Genomic DNA, 16,618 nt, shown 5'->3' with positions numbered 1-16,618 from the left:
GCCTCCACTTGTGGGCCGGGCACATCGGTGCTCAGCCGGTCGGACTCCCAGAATACACGAGTCAAGCCACGGGCCCCACTCGTCTGCGGGCAGGGTGCGGGGGCGGGCCCGGCCCGCGCGCGGGCGGACCATAAGGTGGGGCCGACCCCTGAGCAGGAAGTGAAGCGCGAGCCAATGAGTGACCAGACCCCGCAGCAGCCCGGCCCGGCGGAGCCGGCCGGTTCCGCCGCCCCCGCGAACCCGGACTTCGACGCGATGACCCGCGACATCGCGGACGTGCCCGCCGTCGAGGTGATCACCACGGTCGCCGTGCACCTGATGTCCTCGGCGGCGGTCAACCTCGGGCTCGCCGAGGACGGCGCCGAGCACAAGGACCTGGACGAGGCCCGCAAGCTCATCCAGGCGCTGGCCGGGCTGGTGACGGCGAGCGCGACGGAGATCGGCTCGTACCACGCGGCGCCGCTGCGGGACGGGCTGAAGTCGCTCCAGCTGGCCTTCCGGGAGGCGTCGGTCGTGCCGGACGAGCCGGGGCAGGGGCCCGGGGAGAAGTTCACGGGGCCGGTGTACGGATAGCACCGGCCGCGCCGGGCGCACCTCGCGCGCCCAGACACGAGGAGGCCGCGCCCGGCCATGGTGCCGGGGCGGCCTCCTCGTCGTACGGGGACGTTACGGTTACGTCGCTACGGTGCCGTCACGTCGCGGAGCGTTCGTCCGCGACCAGCTTGGGCTCGTTCGGCGGGTGGGTGACCTGGTGCACCACCGCGGCCAGCGCGCCGCCGATCAGCGGCGCCACGATGAACAGCCACAGCTGCGACAGCGCGCCGCCGCCCGCGAACAGGGCCGGGCCGATGCTGCGCGCCGGGTTCACCGACGTACCGGTGAGCGGGATGCCGACGAGGTGCACGGTCGCCAGCGCCAGGCCGATCGGCAGGCCGTCGAAGCCGACCACCGCCACCCGGTGCGTGACCGCCAGCACCACGAACACCAGCAGGAACGTCAGCACGATCTCGGCCACGAAGGCGCCGCCGAGATTGATGTGCACGGCCGAGCGGTCGGCCCAGCCGTTGGACCCGAAGGCCTCGTCGGTCTTCAGGCCCGGCACCTGCTTGGCGACCAGGAACAGCAGCGCGGCGCCGACGATGCCGCCCAGCAGCTGGGCGATCCAGTACTCGATCGCCGTACGGGGTGTGATGCGGTGCGCCAGCAGCATGCCGAGCGTCACCGCCGGGTTGACGTGACTGCCCGAGATCGGGCCGATCGCGTACGCCAGGGCCAGCAGGGTGAAGCCGAACGCCAGGGCGATGCCGAAGGTTCCGATGTACTCGCCGGCCAGCACCGCGGAGCCGACGGCGAAGAACACCAGGAGCAGCGTGCCGAGGAACTCGGATACGACCGTGCGGGTCTCCGTTGTCGTCTCCATGGGGCCTCCTCGCCCGGATCTTGTGCTCTCCTTCGCATTGTGCGGCGGGGGGAGGAGTTCCGCCTGTTGAGGGCGGTGCGCGCGGGGGCCGGGGTCTGGGGCCGGGGACCGAGGCCCGGGTCCGGGGTCCGAGGCCGGGGTCCGGGTCCGGGGTCCGAGGCCGGCGATCAGCGGGTGAAGAACGCCCCGGTGGTGTCCGTGCCCGGCGGCAGCAGGGCCAGGTCGAGGCCCCGGATGAGCCGGGAGCGCAGGGTCTCGTCGGCGGCCAGCGCGGGGGCCAGGCGCTGGGCGACGGCGGCGGGCGTGGCGTCCGGGGCCAGCCCGAGGGACAGGGTCGCGTCGGCCTCCGCCGAGGGGTCCAGGCGGGCGGCCAGCACATCCGGCTCGGCGTCCAGCAGGGCGCGCAGCGCGTCGGCGACGGCCGGGTCGGCGCGCGGGTCGGTGCTCTCCCGGCCCTCCGCGAGGGCGCGCAGCGCGGCCCCGGTGAGCTGGTACGTCGCCGGGCCCGCCAGGTCGATCACGACGGTGTCCGCCTTCTCGTGCGCGGCGGCGAGCAGCGCCTGCCGCAGCGGCACGGCCACCGGGCGGGCGTCCGGGCGCCAGCGGTGCAGCGTCTCCATCGACGTGAAGGCGGGCAGGGCGCGGCGGCCGTCGGGGGCCTGGAGCGTCGGCACCGCCATGTCGCTCGTCTTCTCCCGCTTGAGGCCGTCCGGGCCGGTCTCCACCTCGCCGAGGACGGCTACGACCGGTACGAGGAGCCGGGCCCGGCTCAGCAGCGGGAGGAGCCGGTTCTCGGTGTCGGCGGTGGGGGCGGCCGCGTGGTCCGCCAGCGCGGCGGCCAGTTCCGGGTCGGCGGAACCGTCGTCGTCGGAGAAGTCCGAGGTGGGGATGTTCTTGAGCACGGTGCCGAGCCTAGCGGTGGGCCCTTTGGGCCCGGGTTTCGGGCCGGTCGGTCCGGTCCGCTTTCGGGTACCCCGCCGTTTCGCGCCTGCGGCGGGGCGGTCGCCTGCGGCGGGCTTGTCGGGTCGTCGGTGACCGTGCGCTTTCGGGTTCTCCGCCGTTTCGCGCCTGCGGCGGGCTTCTCGGGTCGTCGGTGACCGTGCGCTTTCAGGTACCCCGCCGTTCGCGCCTGCGGCGGGCTGTGGCCGCTGCGGAGCGCCCTCTGGGCGCGGATGTCCGGCTCGTCGGTCCGGTCCGCTTTCCGCTGCCCCGCCGTTCGCGCCTGCGGCGGGCTGTGGCCGCTGCGCGGGGCTGTCAGGTTCGGGGGCGGGCCTGCGCGGCAGGCCGCTCCGGCCCGCCCCCTTCCGTGGGAAGGGTGGGGAGGGAGGGGGTGGGGTGTGCTGTGGGTGGCTTGGTGCGGCGCCGTGTGGGCTGGGACGGGTGCGGTTCGTGCGTCGGTTTCCGTGTCGTACGGCTGCGGCTTCTGTCAGGTCCGCTTACGCCAGAAGATCGCCGACGCCGTGATCAGGGCGAGGCCCGCGATCGTCGCCGTCCACGGGAGCCAGGTGGAGTCGTCGGTGGGCGGTTCGGCCGTGGGGCCGGTGCCGAAGTAACGCTTCGTGTAGGCGGCGGCTTCGGGCTTCTGGGGGACCGGCTTGAGGGTGTTGCCCTCTTCTATCGCGGCGGCCGGGTCGACCATGCCCGCGCCCAGTTCGTCGTTGCGGCCGCCTTCCGGTGCGTCCTGGGCGGTGTCGGTGAGGAGCCGCTTGATCTGGGCGGGGCTCAGGTCGGGGTGGGCGGCGCGGATCAGGGCCACCGCGCCGGAGACGAAGGCGGACGCGGCGCTGGTGCCCCAGCCCTCGTAGTACTTGCGGTCCGGGTTGGCGATGACCACGCCGACGCCGGGCGCGCAGACCGTGGCGTACCAGCGGCGGGTGGAGAAGTTGGCGCGGGAGCCCCACTGGTCGACGGCGGTCACGGCGATCACGCCGGGGTAGGCGGCGGGGTAGGAGACGTGGTCGCCGTCCTTGCCGCCGTTGCCGGCCGAGGCGATGACGGGGACGCCCTTGCTCAGCGCGTACTGGATGGCGGCGTCCTCGCGGGGCTCGGGGTGCGCGGAGCTGCTGTCGTCGCCGAGGGACAGGTTGATCACGTCGGCGCCGTGGTCGGTGGCCCAGCGGATGCCGTCGGCGAGGGCGCCCGCGCGTTCGGCGCGGGCGCGTTTGCGTTCCGGGTCGCTGTCTTCGAGGATCACCCGGACCGGCAGGATCTTCGCCTCCGGTGCCACGCCGATCACACCGTCGGCCCGGTCGGTGCCGTGGCCGTGGCCCGCGATGATGCCGGACATCGCGGTGCCGTGCTCCGCCCACGCCTTCTCGCCGGGGCTCGCGCCGAAGCCGACCAGGTCGTTGGCGGGCAGCACCTGGCCCTGGAGGTCGGGGTGGCTCGCGTCGACGCCGGTGTCCAGGACGGCGACGGTGATGCCCTCGCCCTTGGTGGTCTCCCAGGCGTCCTGCGCGTTCATGGCCTTCAGGGCCCATTCCTGGGCCCGTATGCCGTCGGCGTGGGCGGGCAGCGCGGGCAGCACGGTCAGCGCGGCGGCGGACAGTGCGACGCCGGCGGCGCGCGGCAGGGTCCTCCTGGTCATTGCGGCTCCGTGGTTCCCTTGGCGGCCTGCTTGCGGAAGGTCTGCTCGATGCGGTCGGCGACGGCTTTCGCGTCATGGCCGAGCCCGGCTTCGGCGGGGGCGGTGGTGGCGCCGGGACGGGTGGCCTCGGCGGCGGGCTGCGGGTCGTCGACCGTACGGCCGTCGGCGAAGCCGGAGACGCCGTAGACGACCACGGGCAGGTCGTCGAGGACGCGGATGCTCCAGCTGGCGCGCTGGGCGGGCCCGAAGTCCGCGGCGGGGGTGCCCTTGGCGGCGTACGGGCGGGGCATCAGGTCCGTACGGGTGTCCAGGTGCTCGTTGGCGAAGCGGCGCCGCAGGTCCGCCATGCCGGTGCGGTCGGCCTTGGTGGAGACGGCGCCGACGGTGATGACGCTGGTGCGGGTGGCGTCGACGTAGGTGGCGCGCACCAGGCGGTCGCAGCCGACCGGGGCGAGCGCTTTGCTCAGCAGCGGGTCGAAGGCGCCCGCGCAGCCGCTGTCGGGCGCGACGGCGATGCGGGTCCAGGTGCGGTCCGCGCCGCCGGGGCCGGTGCCCAGGCCGTTCAGGGTGCGGGGGAAGAGCGTGTCGACCGGGGCGCTGTGCCAGGCCTCGCGGCCGTGCGCGAAGACCGCTTCGGCGGCGGGGCTGCCGTCGGCGTCGCCGGCGAGCCAGCTGCCCGCGGCGGCGCCCGCCACGAGGCCGACGCCGAGCACCAGTCCGGCGGCGGCCAGGGCGGTGCGCCGCACGGAGCGGTGCGGGGCCGGGGCGGCGTCCGGCGGGGCGGCGGGGGGCGGGGGCACGAGCGGGCCGGTGAGGGGGCGGCCGGTGGGGGGCGGCAGGTCCTCGGGCGCGGTGTGGTCTTCCGGGCGCGCGGCGCCGGGGGGCTGCGGGTCGCCGTCCCAGAGCGCTCCGCTGTTGGCGAGGTGGAAGGCCGCGGTGTCGCGGGGCGCGGCGGAACGGTCCGTCGCGGCCTGGGGCGGGACGGACGGCTTGTCCGGGTGTGGCGTTGCCGGTGCGTGGGCGGGGCGGGGCGGGATGTTCTCCGGCGGGCCGCCTGCCGCCGCGGCCGGGCCCGTCGGCGCGGCGGGCGGGACCGGGCCGGACTTCGCGGGCCGTTCCGGCGGGACGGGGCGCAGCACGGCCGTCCGCGGATCCTCGGCGGGCGGCGCCGGTACCTGCGGGGGCGGGGTGCGGGGAAGGCGATGCGCGTCGGCGAAATCGGCTTCGGTGCTCACCCGCGCTCCCCCTCGCGCCCCTGGTCCCCGGCCCGGCCGGCAATCGGGGCAGGGTGGTTCGTATCCGGACATCACGCCGCTGACCTGCTGGTTGCGGCGCCCGCTCACTCTACGGGCTGCCGCCGCCGGTGCTCCAACCCGTCCGTCCTCCCCCGGCGCTCCGGCGTCCGGTCTGTCGTGTTCTCTCCCCCTACCCACCCGTGTGGCGTTCTGGCAGGCTGCGGCCATGTCCCCGTATACGTGCGACACGGCTGCCGACCGGGCCCGTTACGACCGGGCCACCGCGCATCTCGACGCGCCGCTGGCGCTCGTGGACCTCGACGCCTTCGACGCGAACGCCGCGGACCTGGTGCGGCGCGCGCAGGGCAAACCGCTGCGGGTGGCGAGCAAGTCGGTGCGCTGCCGGGCCCTGCTGGAACGGGCGCTGGCCCGGGACGGTTTCGCGGGTGTCATGAGCTACACGCTGGCGGAGTCGCTGTGGCTGGCCCGGTCCGGGATCGAGGACGTGCTGCTGGCGTATCCGTCGGCGGACCGGGCGGGCTTCGCCGAGCTGGCCGCCGATCCGAAGCTGGCGGCGGCGGTGACGGTGATGGTCGACGATGCGGCGCAGTTGGAGCTGATCGACGCCGCCCGGCCCGCGGGAGGCGGCGAGGAGGTCCGGGTGTGTCTGGAGTGGGACACCGCGTACCGGCCGCTGGGCGGGCGGGTGCGGATCGGCGCGCGCCGGTCGCCGATGGCCCGTCCCGAGCAGGTGGCCGCGCTGGCCCGCGCGGTGACGCGCCGTCCGGGTTTCCGGGTGGCCGGCCTGATGGCGTACGAGGGGCATGTGGCGGGGGTGGGCGACGCGGTCGCCGGGCATCCGCTGCGCTCCCGTGCCGTACGGGCGGTGCAGGCGGCGGCGCGCCGGGATCTGGCGCGGCGGCGGTGGGAGGTCGTGCGCGCGGTCCGGGAGGCGGCGCCGGACCTGGAGTTCGTCAACGGCGGCGGCACGGGCAGCGTGCAGCACACGGCGGCGGAGGCCGCGGTGACCGAGATCGCGGCGGGGTCGGGTCTGTATGTGCCGCGGCTGTTCGACAACTACCGGTCGTTCACGGGGCGTCCGGCGGCGCTGTTCGCGCAGCCGGTGGTGCGGCGGCCGGGGCCGGGTGTCGTGACCGTGCTGGGCGGCGGGTATCCGGCGTCGGGCGTCGCGGGGCGGGACCGGTCGCCGGTGCCGTATCTGCCGGAGGGGCTGCGCTACGACCCGCAGGAGGAGGCGGGCGAGGTGCAGACGCCGCTGCTGGGGCCGGCCGCCGACGGGCTGCTGCTCGGCGACAAGGTGTGGTTCCGGCACGCGAAGGCCGGTGAGCTGTGCGAGCGGTTCGCGGAGCTGCACCTGGTCGGGGGCGACCGGGTGGTGGCGACGGTGCCGACGTACCGCGGGGAGGGCCGCACCTTCCTGTAGCGCGGCCCTCCGGGCGGGTCAGGCGTGGACGCGGTCCCGCTGGTCGGGGACGACCGTGCCGTCGGGGCGGCGGACCGGGCCAGGGCCGCCGTCGGTGTTGGTGTAGCCGGTGGTGGCGCAGGGGTACGTACCGGACTTCTGCGGCAGCGGCTCGATGAACATCGGGTTGACCACCCAGCGGCCGTCGGCGTTGTCGTAGCCGCGGCACATCAGTTCCGGCTGGTTGCGGTTGATGGCCAGGTGGATGCCGGTGGCGTCGTTGACGAAGGTGACGTCGGTGTTGGCGTCGCCGCCGCCGAGCGCGATGCGGTGCGCGGGGTCCTGGAACCGCCACGCCTCGGCGCCCTTGATCTTGAAGATCTCCTGGTTGATCAGGCAGCGCTTGCCGTCCATGTACGGCAGCACCTCGCCGTGGCCGTCCTTGACGTCGCCGCAGCCGCGGATGCCGGTGGTGAACCGGCCGTTCTTCATCAGGCTGCGGACGCCGATGGTGTGCGCGCGGTCGACGCCGACGCCGCCGGACCACGCCTCGGCGATGGTCTCCGAGGACGCGGAGACGATGTAGACCTGGAAGCCGGCCGCCTTGAGGGTGCGGATCAGGTCCTTCTGCTGGTCGTAGTAGCGGATGTAGCCGGCCAGCTGGTGGGTGCCGACGGTCTGCTTCGCGCCGATCGGGGCGGCGAGGTTCTCCGCGCGGGCCTGCCGGGTGTACGAGGTGAGCTGGGCCGGGGTCAGGCCGGCGAACAGCTGCGGCACCCAGGCGTACTCGGGCTTGGTGCGGCGGTGGTTCCACTCGCCCGCGAAGGCGGCCTTGCCGTCCATGGTGCGGGCCTTGCCGCGGATCTCCATGATCTCGTCGGCGCAGGCGACGTTCTTGGAGGTGCGCAGCGGGCGGCCGACGGGGACGGAGGTGCCGCACGCCTTGGTCAGGGCGCGGTCGGCGGCCTTGGTCATCCAGGGGCTGGTGGACTTCCAGCTCTTGGGCCGCAGGATCTTGTCGTGCCGGAGGGACCAGGCGAGGGTGGCGTCGGTGATGTCGTTCTTGACGACGGTGTTGTCCCAGTCGAAGGCGGCGACGGGGCGGCCCTCGGGGCCCGGCTTCGGGTGCGAGCAGATGCCGCGCTCGTCGATCATGCGCTGGATCCTGGCGCGGTTGTCGCCGTACCACTTGATGCTCTTGGAGAGCTGCGGACAGCTCGTACGCTCCGGTGCCTTCGCGGGGTGCGCGGGGCTCGCGGCGACGGCCGGGCCGGTGGCCGCCAGGGTCGAGACGGTCGCGGCGGTGGCGAGCCCCAGGGCGAGGGCGTGTCTGGTGCGCATGGTTCTCCGGTGATAGGGGCGGAAGGTCGGCTTTGACGTTCCTGCGGACAGTGGCCCACGGGACCGGCGCGCCGGGGCACCGGTCCCGTCGGTGATCTTCGGACTGTATCCGTGAAGAAGGCTGTGGCCTACACGGGTGTGACGTACGCCCCTGCGATACCGCCGTCCACCAGGAACTCCGCGGCGTTCACGAAGGAGGAGTCGTCGCTGGCGAGGAAGGCGACCGCGGCGGCGATCTCCTCGGGCTCGGCGAACCGGCCGACGGGGACGTGCACCAGGCGGCGCGCGGCGCGCTCCGGGTCCTTGGCGAACAGCTCCTTCAGCAGCGGCGTGTTCACCGGCCCCGGGCACAGCGCGTTCACCCGGATGCCCTCGCGGGCGAACTGCACACCCAGCTCGCGGGACATCGACAGCACGCCGCCCTTGGAGGCGGTGTAGCTGATCTGCGAGGTGGCGGCGCCCATCACGGCCACGAAGGACGCGGTGTTGATGATGGAGCCCTTGCCCTGGCGCTGCATGTAGGGCAGCGCGTGCTTGCAGCACAGGTAGACGGAGGTGAGGTTGACCTCCTGGACGCGCTTCCAGGCGTCCAGCCCGGTGGTGAGGATCGAGTCGTCGTCGGCGGGCGAGATGCCGGCGTTGTTGAAGGCCACGTCCACCGAGCCGTACGTGTCGTACGCGGTCTTGAACAGCGCCTCGACCTGGTCGGAGTCGGTCACGTCCACCTGGACGAAGGTGCCGCCGACCTCCTCGGCGGCGGCCTTGCCCGCCTTCTCGTCGATGTCGGCGCAGACCACGTTCGCGCCCTCGGAGGCCAGCCGGCGGGCGGTGGCCAGGCCGATGCCGCTGCCGGCGCCGGTGATGACGGCGGTGCGGCCGACGAGACGGCGGCACACGGGGGACTCGCCGGCGCCGGCGGCCGCGGGGGTCTGGTCGGTCACTTAGCTCTCCTCGGTGCTGATGAAGATGTTCTTGGTCTCGGTGAAGGCGGCGAGCGCGCCGGGTCCCAGTTCGCGGCCGAGCCCGGACTGTTTGTAGCCGCCGAACGGGGTCCAGTAGCGGACGCTGCTGTGGGAGTTGACGGAGAGGTTCCCGGCGGCGACCGCGCCGGACACCCGCAGGGCGCGGCCCACGTCGCGGGTCCAGATCGAACCGGACAGGCCGTAGTCGGTGGCGTTGGCGAGCCGGATGGCGTCGGCCTCGTCCTCGAAGGGGATCACGACGGCGACCGGGCCGAAGATCTCCTCCACGGCGGTACGGTCGTCCGGCCGTCCCTCCAGGACGGTGGCCGGGTACCAGAAGCCCTTGCCCTTGGGGATCTCGCCGCGGATGGCGGCGGGCGCGTCCTCGGAGACGTACGACCGTACGCGCTCGCGCTGGGCCGCGGAGATCAGCGGGCCCATCTGCGTGGTGGGGTCGGCCGGGTCGCCCGCGACGAAGGACTTCACGGCGGGCTCCAGCAGTTCCATGAAGCGGTCGTAGACCGAGCGCTGGATCAGGATGCGGCTGCGGGCGCAGCAGTCCTGGCCGGTGTTGTCGAGGAAGGAGCCGGGGGCGGCGGCCGCGGCGCGCTCGATGTCGGCGTCGGCGAAGACGATGTTGGGGCTCTTGCCGCCGAGTTCGAGGGTGAGCCGCTTGGTCTGCGCGGCGCACGTGGCGGCGATGGCGCGGCCGGTGGCGGTGGAGCCGGTGAAGACGACCTTGGCGACACCGGGGTGTTCGACCAGGGCGTTGCCGGTCACCGCGCCCTCGCCCGGCAGCACCTGGAAGAGGCCTTCGGGCACGCCCGCCTCCAGCGCGTACTCGGCGAGCCGGAGGGCGGTGAGCGGGGTGGTCTCGGCGGGCTTCAAGAGGACGGCGTTTCCGGCCGCGAGCGCAGGGGCGGTGCCCCAGGCGGCGATCGGCATCGGGAAGTTCCAGGGCGCGATGACGGCGACGACGCCCAGCGGCTCCTGAACGGTGATGTTCAGACCGCCGGCGACGGGGATCTGCTGACCGGTCAGCCGCTCCACTCCCCCGGCGGCGTAGTTCAGCAGGTCGACGACGTTGTTCGCCTCCCACTCGGCGTTGCCCAGCGGATGCCCGGCCTCCGCCAGTTCGAGCCGGGCGAGCGACGGGACGTTGTCCCGTACGACCTCGGCGAACCGCCGCAGTACGCGGGCCCGGTCGCCGGGCGGCAGCGCGGCCCACGTCCACTGTGCCGCGGCGGCCCGCCGGACCGCGGCGTCCACCTCGGCGGGGGTGGTGACGGGGACGACGGCTTCCAGTTCCTCCGTCGCCGGGTTGATGATGCGCAGCTCTTGCAACACGTGCGGTCTTCCTTACATGCGCTCGAAGGAGCGGAAGCGCTCCCAGTCCGTGACGGCGGCGTCGTACGCGTCCTGTTCGACGCGGGCCATGTGGAGGTAGTGCTCGACGACCTCGCCGCCGAAGGCCTCGCGGGCGATGGGGCTGGCCTCCCAGAGCGCGGCGGCGTCGCGCAGCGTGGCGGGCACGTGCTCGGCTTCGCCGGTGTAGGCGTTGCCCGTACATGCCTCGGGGAGTTCCAGTTCGTGCTCTATCCCGTACAGGCCCGCCGCGACCATGGCGGCGACCGCGAGGTACGGGTTGACGTCGCCGCCGGGCAGCCGGTTCTCCAGCCGGTGGCCGGGGCCGTGGCCGATGACGCGGAGCGCGCAGGTGCGGTTGTCCGGGCCCCAGGCGACGGCGGTGGGGGCGAAGGAGCCGGGCCGGAAGCGCTTGTAGGAGTTGATGTTGGGGGCGTAGAAGAGCGTGAAGTCGCGCAGCGCGGCCAGCTGTCCGGCCAGGAAGTGCCGCATGACCGGCGACATGCCGTACGGCCCGGAGTCGTCCGCGAGCACCGGCTGCCCGGCCTCGTCGCGCAGCGAGAGGTGGATGTGGCAGGAGTTGCCCTCGCGCTCGTTGTACTTGGCCATGAAGGTCAGCGCCATGCCCTCCTGGGCGGCGATCTCCTTGGCGCCGGTCTTGTAGACGGAGTGCTGGTCGCAGGTGGTCAGCGCCTCGTCGTAGCGGAAGGCGATCTCGTGCTGGCCGAGGTTGCACTCGCCCTTGGCGGACTCCACGGTCATCCCCGCGGCGCCCATCTCGTTGCGGATGCGGCGCAGCAGCGGCTCGACGCGGCCGGTGCCGAGGACGGAGTAGTCGGTGTTGTACTGGTTGGCCGGGGTCAGGTCCCGGTAGCCGCGGTTCCAGGCGTCCTCGTAGGTGTCGCGGAAGACGATGAACTCCAGCTCGGTGCCCGCGTACGCGCTCCAGCCGCGCTCGGCGAGCCGGTCGAGCTGGCGGCGCAGGATCTGCCGCGGGGAGGCGGCGACCGGCGTGCCGTCGTGCCAGGCGAGGTCGGCGGTGAGCAGGGCGGTGCCGGGGTTCCAAGGGGTGCGGCGCAGAGTGGCGGCGTCGCCGTGCATGGCGAAGTCGCCGTAGCCGCGCTCCCAGGAGGACATCGCGTAGCCCTGGACGGTGTTGACGTCCACGTCCACGGCCAGGAGGTAGTTGCAGCCCTCGGTCCCGTGCTCCAGCACCTCGTCGAGGAAGTGCCGGGCGGCGAACCGCTTGCCGGTGAGCCTGCCCTGCATGTCGGTGAAGGCCAGGACGACAGTGTCGATCTCCCCGGCGTCGACGAGCCGTCTCAGCTCCTCGACGGAGAGCGGGGGCGTGCGGTCTGCCACGGTGGTGCCTCCTGTCGCTGCATCCGGAGGTCATAAGGTAGGGCGGCGAACCATTGGTTGGGAAGGGGTTCCGGTGGACGGTGCGAGAGAGGGCGGCACGGACGGCCGGGGGGAGCGGCCCGCGGACCGGCTCGCGCCCGTGCTGCGTCCCGTACGGGCGGGCAACGGCTTCGAGGAGGCGCTGGAGCAGATACTCCAGGTCGTCCGGCTGGGCCTGGTGGCCGGCGGCGAACGGCTGCCCGCGGAGCGCGAGTTGGCGGAGCGGCTGCACATCAGCCGGGTGACGCTGCGCGAGGTGCTCAAGGTCCTCCAGGACGAGGGCCTGGTCGAGAGCCGACGCGGCCGGTACGGCGGTACGTTCGTACGGCCGCGCCGGCAGAACGCGGACAAGGACGAACTGCGGCGCCGTATCGGCAAGGTCGACGTCGAGGACACGCTGCGGTTCCGCGAGGTGCTGGAGGTGGGCGCCGCGGGGCTGTGCGCCGCGCACGGCCTGGACGACGCGCAGGCGCGGCGGCTGCGGCAGGCGCTGGCGGCGACCCACGACGCGCCGCTGGCGGACTACCGGAGGCGGGACACGCTGCTGCACCTGACGCTGGCCGAGCTGGCCGGTTCACCGTCGCTGGCGGCGCAGTACGCCGCGGTGCGGGCGGGCGTCAACGAGCTGCTGGACTGCATCCCGCTGCTGGTGCGCAACCTGGAGCACTCGCAGGCGCAGCACACCGCCCTGGTCGAGGCGGTGCTGGAGGGGGACGCGGACGGGGCGCGGGAGGTGATGCGCGAGCACTGCGCGGGCACGGCGGCGCTGCTGCGCGGGTTCTTGACGGCCCCGCCGCCGTAACCAGTCTTTTACGCAGGGGTCTTGCGCTCGGCCACATCGCGAGGCAAAGGTATGCGGCTAAACCTTTACCGCAGCACTTCCCCTCCCCCACCCCCGGCGAGCAGGAGCGGCTCATGGCCGACAGCACGGAACCCCGCACCGCACCGCCCTTCGGCACCGCGGCCGGCGACTTTCCGCCCCAGGACGCCTACTTGCAAAAACGCACGCTGCGGCGGGGCAGCGCGGGCCCGCTCCTGCTCACCGGACTGGGCGTCGCGTACGTCGTCTCCGGCGACTTCTCCGGCTGGAACAACGGCCTCGCGCAGGGCGGCTTCGGCGGCCTGGCCATCGCCGCGCTCCTGATGGGCGTGATGTACACCTGCCTGGTCTTCGCGCTGGCCGAACTGGCCTCCGTCCTGCCGACGGCGGGCGGCGGCTACGGCTTCGCCCGGCGCGCGCTGGGCACCTGGGGCGGCTTCCTGACCGGTACGGCCATCCTCATCGAGTACGTGCTAGCGCCGGCCGCGATCTCCATCTTCATCGGCGACTACGTGCAATCCCTCGGCCTGTTCGGCCTGACCTCCGGCTGGCCCGTGTACCTGGCCTGCTTCGTCGTCTTCATCGGCATCCACCTGTGGGGCGTGGGCGAGGCGCTGCGCTTCAGCCTGGCCGTCACCGCCGTCGCGGTCGCCGCGGTCGTCGTCTTCGCGTTCGGGGCGCTCAGCGACTTCCACGTCAGCGCCCTGAACGACATCCCCGCCGACGCGAACGCCTTCGGCTCCAGTTCCTGGCTCCCCTTCGGCGTCCTCGGCATCTGGGCCGCCTTCCCCTTCGGCATGTGGTTCTTCCTCGGCGTCGAGGGCGTGCCGCTGGCCGCCGAGGAGACCAGGGACCCGGCCCGTACGCTGCCCAGGGCGATGGCCGCCGCGATGGGCATCCTGCTGCTGCTCGCGCTGGTCACCTTCGTGGCGGCGACCGGCGCCCGGGGCTCCGCCGCCATCCAGTCCGCCGGCGACCCGCTGGTCCAGGCGCTCCAGCCGCACGGCCAACCCACCACCGTCTCCCGCATCGTCAACTACGCGGGACTCGCGGGCCTGGTGGCGTCCTTCTTCTCCCTGATCTTCGCCGGTTCCCGCCAGCTGTTCGCGCTCTCCCGGGCCGGCTACCTGCCCCGCTTCCTCTCCCTCACCAGCCGCCGCAAGGCCCCCTACCTGGCACTGCTGGTGCCCGGCGCGCTCGGCTTCGCGCTGGCCGCCGCGACCGGCGACGGCGCCCGTATGCTCAACATCGCCGTCTTCGGCGCCACCATCTCCTACGCCCTGATGTCGCTGTCGCACATCGTGCTGCGCCGCCGCGAGCCGCGGCTGCCCCGCCCGTACCGCACCCCCGGCGGCGTCCTGACCTCCTCCACCGCCTTCGTCCTGGCCTGCGCGGCGCTGGTGGCGACCTTCCTCGTCGACCGGCAGGCCGCCCTCATCGCCCTCGTCGTCTACGGCGTGGCCCTCGCCTACTTCGCCCTCTACTCCCGGCACCGGCTGGTCGCGGCGGCCCCCGAGGAGGAGTTCGCGGCGCTCGCGGCGGCCGAGGCCGAGCTGGAACGCGACTGACCGCCCATCTGCTGGAGCAGCCCCCCCCCCCCCCCCCCCCCCCCGGAGGACCCGTGTCCGCACACCCACCCCTCATCGGCGTCACCACCTACCTCGCCGACGATGCCCGCTGGGGCGTCTGGGCCCTGCCCGCCGCGCTGCTCCCGGCCGGCTACCACCGCCTCGTCCAGCGCTCCGGCGGCCTGGCCGCCCTGCTGCCGCCCGGCGACCCCGGCACCGCGGCGGAGGTGGTCGCGCGGCTGGACGGCCTGGTGATCGCGGGCGGCCCGGACGTCGAACCCGTACGGTACGGAGCCGAGCCCGACCCGCGCACCGGCCCCCCGGCCCGCGAGCGGGACACCTGGGAACTGGCGCTGATCGAGGCCGCCCTCCGGGCACGCGTGCCGCTGCTCGGCATCTGCCGGGGCATGCAGCTGCTGAACGTCGCCCTGGGCGGCACCCTCGTCCAGCACATCGACGGCCACGCGGGCCCCGCGGGCCTCTTCGCCCGCCACGAGGTCAAGCCGGAACCGGGCACGCTGCTGGGCGGCATTCTCCCCGGGACGGTGGCCGTACCGACGTACCACCACCAGGCCGTGGACCGGCTCGGCAACGGCCTGCTGCCGTCCGCCCACACGGCGGACGGCACGGTCGAGGCCCTGGAACTCCCCGGCGCGGAACACTTCGTGCTGTCGGTCCAGTGGCATCCGGAGGCGGGGGACGACACACGGGTGATGGAGGCGCTGGTACGGGCGGCGGGCGGTGCCTGACGGTGGGAAACCGGCGGCACCCGCGCTCCCGTATAGCCGCGTATTCGCGGCGGCAAACCCATCCGATCCGGCGATGCACACCGCGCGGCGGGGCTGGCTACGCTCGCTGCATCGGCGCTGACCTGCGTCAACGCCGTGTGTCAGGTGCCCGGTGCAGCAATGCCCTGCCTCGTGCAGCTTTGCCGACGGAAGTAGGCCATCCCGTGACATACCAACGCCACCTCACATCCGCCGCCGCCGTGGGGCTGTCCTCCGTGCTGGCCCTCGGCTTCCTCGACGGCTCCGCCGCCGTGGCCGCCGCCGGCCAGTGCGGGGGCAGCGCGAACGACTACGTCGAGGCGCCGCAGGAGGGTGCGAGAGCATCGTTCGAGCTGTCCAAGCCGTACACCCAGGACGGCACCAAAGTACGGACCGTGCAGTTCAACGCCGACCACTCGCTCACGGTCGAGCCGACGAACTCCTCGTCGACGGCGGACGGCTTCTGGCTCCACGAGCCGCCGAACGGCGGCAACTCCGCCAAGAAGGGCGTGGTCACCTTCATGACGCGGGTGACCACGTCCGACGGCGGGCGGTACCAGACCGTCTTCACCGTCCCGGTCTCCATCTGCAACCCCCGCAACCGGCAACGGCCCACCAATGTCTTCCAGATCAGAGGGGACCGTACGCTCACCTACACCGCCCCCGACGGCAGGACGGCCACCGCCGCGGACGCGGCGTACCAGGCCGACCGGTGAGGCGGGCGCTCACGGCAGCGCCCGGGTCAGCCCCAGCAACTGGCGCGCCGGGCCCGCCGGGCGCTGGCCGGACGGCCAGACCGCGCGCAGGTCGCGGCCGAAGCGGGCGCCGTGGACGGGGATCTCGACCAGCCGCCGCGCCGCCAGCTCCTCCCCCACGGCCAGCTCGCTCAGCACCGAGGGACCGGCGCCGCTCACCGCCGCCGCCTTGACCGCCGTGGTGGAGGCCAGCTCCAGCAGGGGGGCCGCCAGGCCGCCGTGTCCGGCCAGGGCCGCGTCCAGGACCTGGCGGGTGCCGGAGCCGTGCTCGCGCAGGATCAGCGGGGTGGCGGCCAGTTCGGCGGCCGTCAGGTCGGTGCGGCGCCGGGCCCACGGGTGGGCGGGCGCGGCGACCACGACCAGCCGGTCGTGGCCGATGACCGCGCCGTCCAGCCCGGCGGGCACGTCCAGGCCCTCCACGAAACCGAGGTCGGCCTCGCCCGCGAGGAGGCGTTCGGCGACCGCGGCGGAGTTCCCGGCCAGCAGCGACACCGCGGTGTCGGGGCGCTGCGCGCGCAGCGCGATCAGCCAGCCGGGCAGCAGGTATTCGGCGATGGTCATGCTGGCGGCCACCCGCAGCCGCGAGTCCCGCCGCCCCCGCAGCGCCTGCGCTCCCGCGTCGAAGGCTTCGGCGGCCTCCACCACCCGCCGCGCCCAGTCGGTGACCAGCGTCCCCGCGTCCGTCAGGCGTGAGCCGCGCGGGGAGCGTTCGACGAGGGCCACGCCCAGCTGCTGTTCCATCGAGCGGATGCGGCTGCTGGCGGCGGGCTGGCTGATGCCCCGCTCGCGGGCGGCCCGCCCGAGGCTGCCGAGCCGGGCGACGGCGAGCAGCAGCTCCAGCGCGCCGAGGTCCGGCACACGGTGCGCGAGCGGGGTCGCGGGGCCCGGCTCGGGGCGCTCTTCGTTGACGGTGGCCATAACTCCAGCTTATGCCCTCATAGAAGCGAGGGCCCTGGCGGGAGGCGGGACGGGCG

The 16,618-nt window shown here is 73.9% G+C and carries 15 protein-coding genes; 6 read left to right on the top strand and 9 right to left on the bottom strand.

Annotation, left to right across the window (positions count from 1 at the left end):
• Nucleotides 1–174 precede the first annotated feature (174 nt).
• On the top strand, nt 175–573 hold the full coding sequence (locus tag CP973_RS14110) for a DUF1844 domain-containing protein (RefSeq protein ID WP_150240688.1): 399 nt from the start codon (nt 175–177) through the stop codon (nt 571–573).
• 118 nt (nt 574–691) lie between these two features.
• Here CP973_RS14110 and CP973_RS14105 read toward each other — a convergent pair whose 3' ends face one another.
• The 4 genes from CP973_RS14105 to CP973_RS40815 all read right to left on the bottom strand — a co-directional run bounded on the left by CP973_RS14105 (nt 692) and on the right by CP973_RS40815 (nt 5,242).
• Nucleotides 692–1,420 carry an MIP family channel protein gene (locus CP973_RS14105; protein ID WP_150240686.1) on the bottom strand — a complete coding sequence of 243 codons (729 nt, stop codon included), beginning with the start codon at nt 1,418–1,420 and terminating at the stop codon, nt 692–694.
• A 167-nt stretch (nt 1,421–1,587) separates the two neighbouring features.
• Nucleotides 1,588–2,322 carry an SseB family protein gene (locus tag CP973_RS14100; protein WP_150240684.1) on the bottom strand — a complete coding sequence of 245 codons (735 nt, stop codon included), beginning with the start codon at nt 2,320–2,322 and terminating at the stop codon, nt 1,588–1,590.
• A 524-nt stretch (nt 2,323–2,846) separates the two neighbouring features.
• A complete protein-coding gene (gene mycP / locus CP973_RS14095; protein ID WP_150240683.1) occupies nt 2,847–4,007 on the bottom strand; it encodes a type VII secretion-associated serine protease mycosin in 1,161 nt (386 codons plus the stop codon).
• Complete coding sequence (locus CP973_RS40815) at nt 4,004–5,242, bottom strand: hypothetical protein (RefSeq protein WP_244409477.1); 1,239 nt, start codon at nt 5,240–5,242, stop codon at nt 4,004–4,006. Before CP973_RS40815 ends, mycP begins: the two co-directional genes overlap by 4 nt.
• A gap of 226 nt (nt 5,243–5,468) precedes the next feature.
• On the opposite strand from CP973_RS40815, the gene CP973_RS14085 reads away from it, so the two are divergent.
• Nucleotides 5,469–6,686: an amino acid deaminase/aldolase gene (locus tag CP973_RS14085; protein ID WP_150240681.1), complete on the top strand. Its 1,218-nt coding sequence runs from the start codon at nt 5,469–5,471 to the stop codon at nt 6,684–6,686.
• Nucleotides 6,687–6,704: 18 nt separating this feature from the next.
• Here the strand turns inward: CP973_RS14085 and CP973_RS14080 are convergent, their stop codons facing one another.
• The 4 genes from CP973_RS14080 to CP973_RS14065 form a co-directional block, all read right to left on the bottom strand.
• Nucleotides 6,705–8,006 (bottom strand): HAD family hydrolase, encoded by a 1,302-nt coding sequence (locus tag CP973_RS14080; RefSeq protein ID WP_150240679.1) that lies wholly within the window; start codon nt 8,004–8,006, stop codon nt 6,705–6,707.
• A gap of 128 nt (nt 8,007–8,134) precedes the next feature.
• Nucleotides 8,135–8,947, bottom strand: a complete 813-nt coding sequence (locus tag CP973_RS14075) for a 3-oxoacyl-ACP reductase (protein ID WP_150240677.1) — start codon at nt 8,945–8,947, stop codon at nt 8,135–8,137.
• Nucleotides 8,948–10,315, bottom strand: coding sequence for an aldehyde dehydrogenase family protein (locus tag CP973_RS14070; RefSeq protein ID WP_150240675.1), 1,368 nt, complete (start codon nt 10,313–10,315; stop codon nt 8,948–8,950).
• A 12-nt stretch (nt 10,316–10,327) separates the two neighbouring features.
• Nucleotides 10,328–11,695: a glutamine synthetase family protein gene (locus tag CP973_RS14065; RefSeq protein WP_150240673.1), complete on the bottom strand. Its 1,368-nt coding sequence runs from the start codon at nt 11,693–11,695 to the stop codon at nt 10,328–10,330.
• A 73-nt stretch (nt 11,696–11,768) separates the two neighbouring features.
• Here CP973_RS14065 and CP973_RS14060 point away from each other — a divergent pair, with 73 nt between their 5' ends.
• From CP973_RS14060 to CP973_RS14045, 4 genes are all read left to right on the top strand, one after another.
• Nucleotides 11,769–12,536: a FadR/GntR family transcriptional regulator gene (locus tag CP973_RS14060; RefSeq protein ID WP_150240671.1), complete on the top strand. Its 768-nt coding sequence runs from the start codon at nt 11,769–11,771 to the stop codon at nt 12,534–12,536.
• Nucleotides 12,537–12,649: 113 nt separating this feature from the next.
• Entirely contained in the window at nt 12,650–14,122 is a 1,473-nt protein-coding gene (eat, locus tag CP973_RS14055) for an ethanolamine permease (protein ID WP_150240669.1), read from the top strand.
• 53 nt (nt 14,123–14,175) lie between these two features.
• Nucleotides 14,176–14,871, top strand: coding sequence for a gamma-glutamyl-gamma-aminobutyrate hydrolase family protein (locus tag CP973_RS14050; RefSeq protein ID WP_150240667.1), 696 nt, complete (start codon nt 14,176–14,178; stop codon nt 14,869–14,871).
• A 203-nt stretch (nt 14,872–15,074) separates the two neighbouring features.
• Nucleotides 15,075–15,605 carry a hypothetical protein gene (locus CP973_RS14045; RefSeq protein ID WP_150240665.1) on the top strand — a complete coding sequence of 177 codons (531 nt, stop codon included), beginning with the start codon at nt 15,075–15,077 and terminating at the stop codon, nt 15,603–15,605.
• A gap of 9 nt (nt 15,606–15,614) precedes the next feature.
• On the opposite strand, the gene CP973_RS14040 is transcribed toward CP973_RS14045, so the two are convergent.
• Nucleotides 15,615–16,562 carry a LysR family transcriptional regulator gene (locus CP973_RS14040; RefSeq protein ID WP_150240663.1) on the bottom strand — a complete coding sequence of 316 codons (948 nt, stop codon included), beginning with the start codon at nt 16,560–16,562 and terminating at the stop codon, nt 15,615–15,617.
• Nucleotides 16,563–16,618 lie beyond the last annotated feature (56 nt).

The sequence above is a fragment of the Streptomyces albofaciens JCM 4342 genome (genome assembly GCF_008634025.1).
GTDB lineage: Bacteria > Actinomycetota > Actinomycetes > Streptomycetales > Streptomycetaceae > Streptomyces > Streptomyces albofaciens.
This window is presented reverse-complemented; position numbering and strand designations above follow the sequence as displayed.

Coding starts and splice junctions, on each gene's coding strand:
- mycP (WP_150240683.1), bottom strand. CDS start 4,007: ATGACCAGGAGGACCCTGCCGCGCGCCGCCGGCGTCGCACTGTCCGCC.
- eat (WP_150240669.1), top strand. CDS start 12,650: ATGGCCGACAGCACGGAACCCCGCACCGCACCGCCCTTCGGCACCGCG.
- CP973_RS14040 (WP_150240663.1), bottom strand. CDS start 16,562: ATGGCCACCGTCAACGAAGAGCGCCCCGAGCCGGGCCCCGCGACCCCG.
- CP973_RS14080 (WP_150240679.1), bottom strand. CDS start 8,006: ATGCGCACCAGACACGCCCTCGCCCTGGGGCTCGCCACCGCCGCGACC.
- CP973_RS14105 (WP_150240686.1), bottom strand. CDS start 1,420: ATGGAGACGACAACGGAGACCCGCACGGTCGTATCCGAGTTCCTCGGC.
- CP973_RS14110 (WP_150240688.1), top strand. CDS start 175: ATGAGTGACCAGACCCCGCAGCAGCCCGGCCCGGCGGAGCCGGCCGGT.
- CP973_RS14085 (WP_150240681.1), top strand. CDS start 5,469: ATGTCCCCGTATACGTGCGACACGGCTGCCGACCGGGCCCGTTACGAC.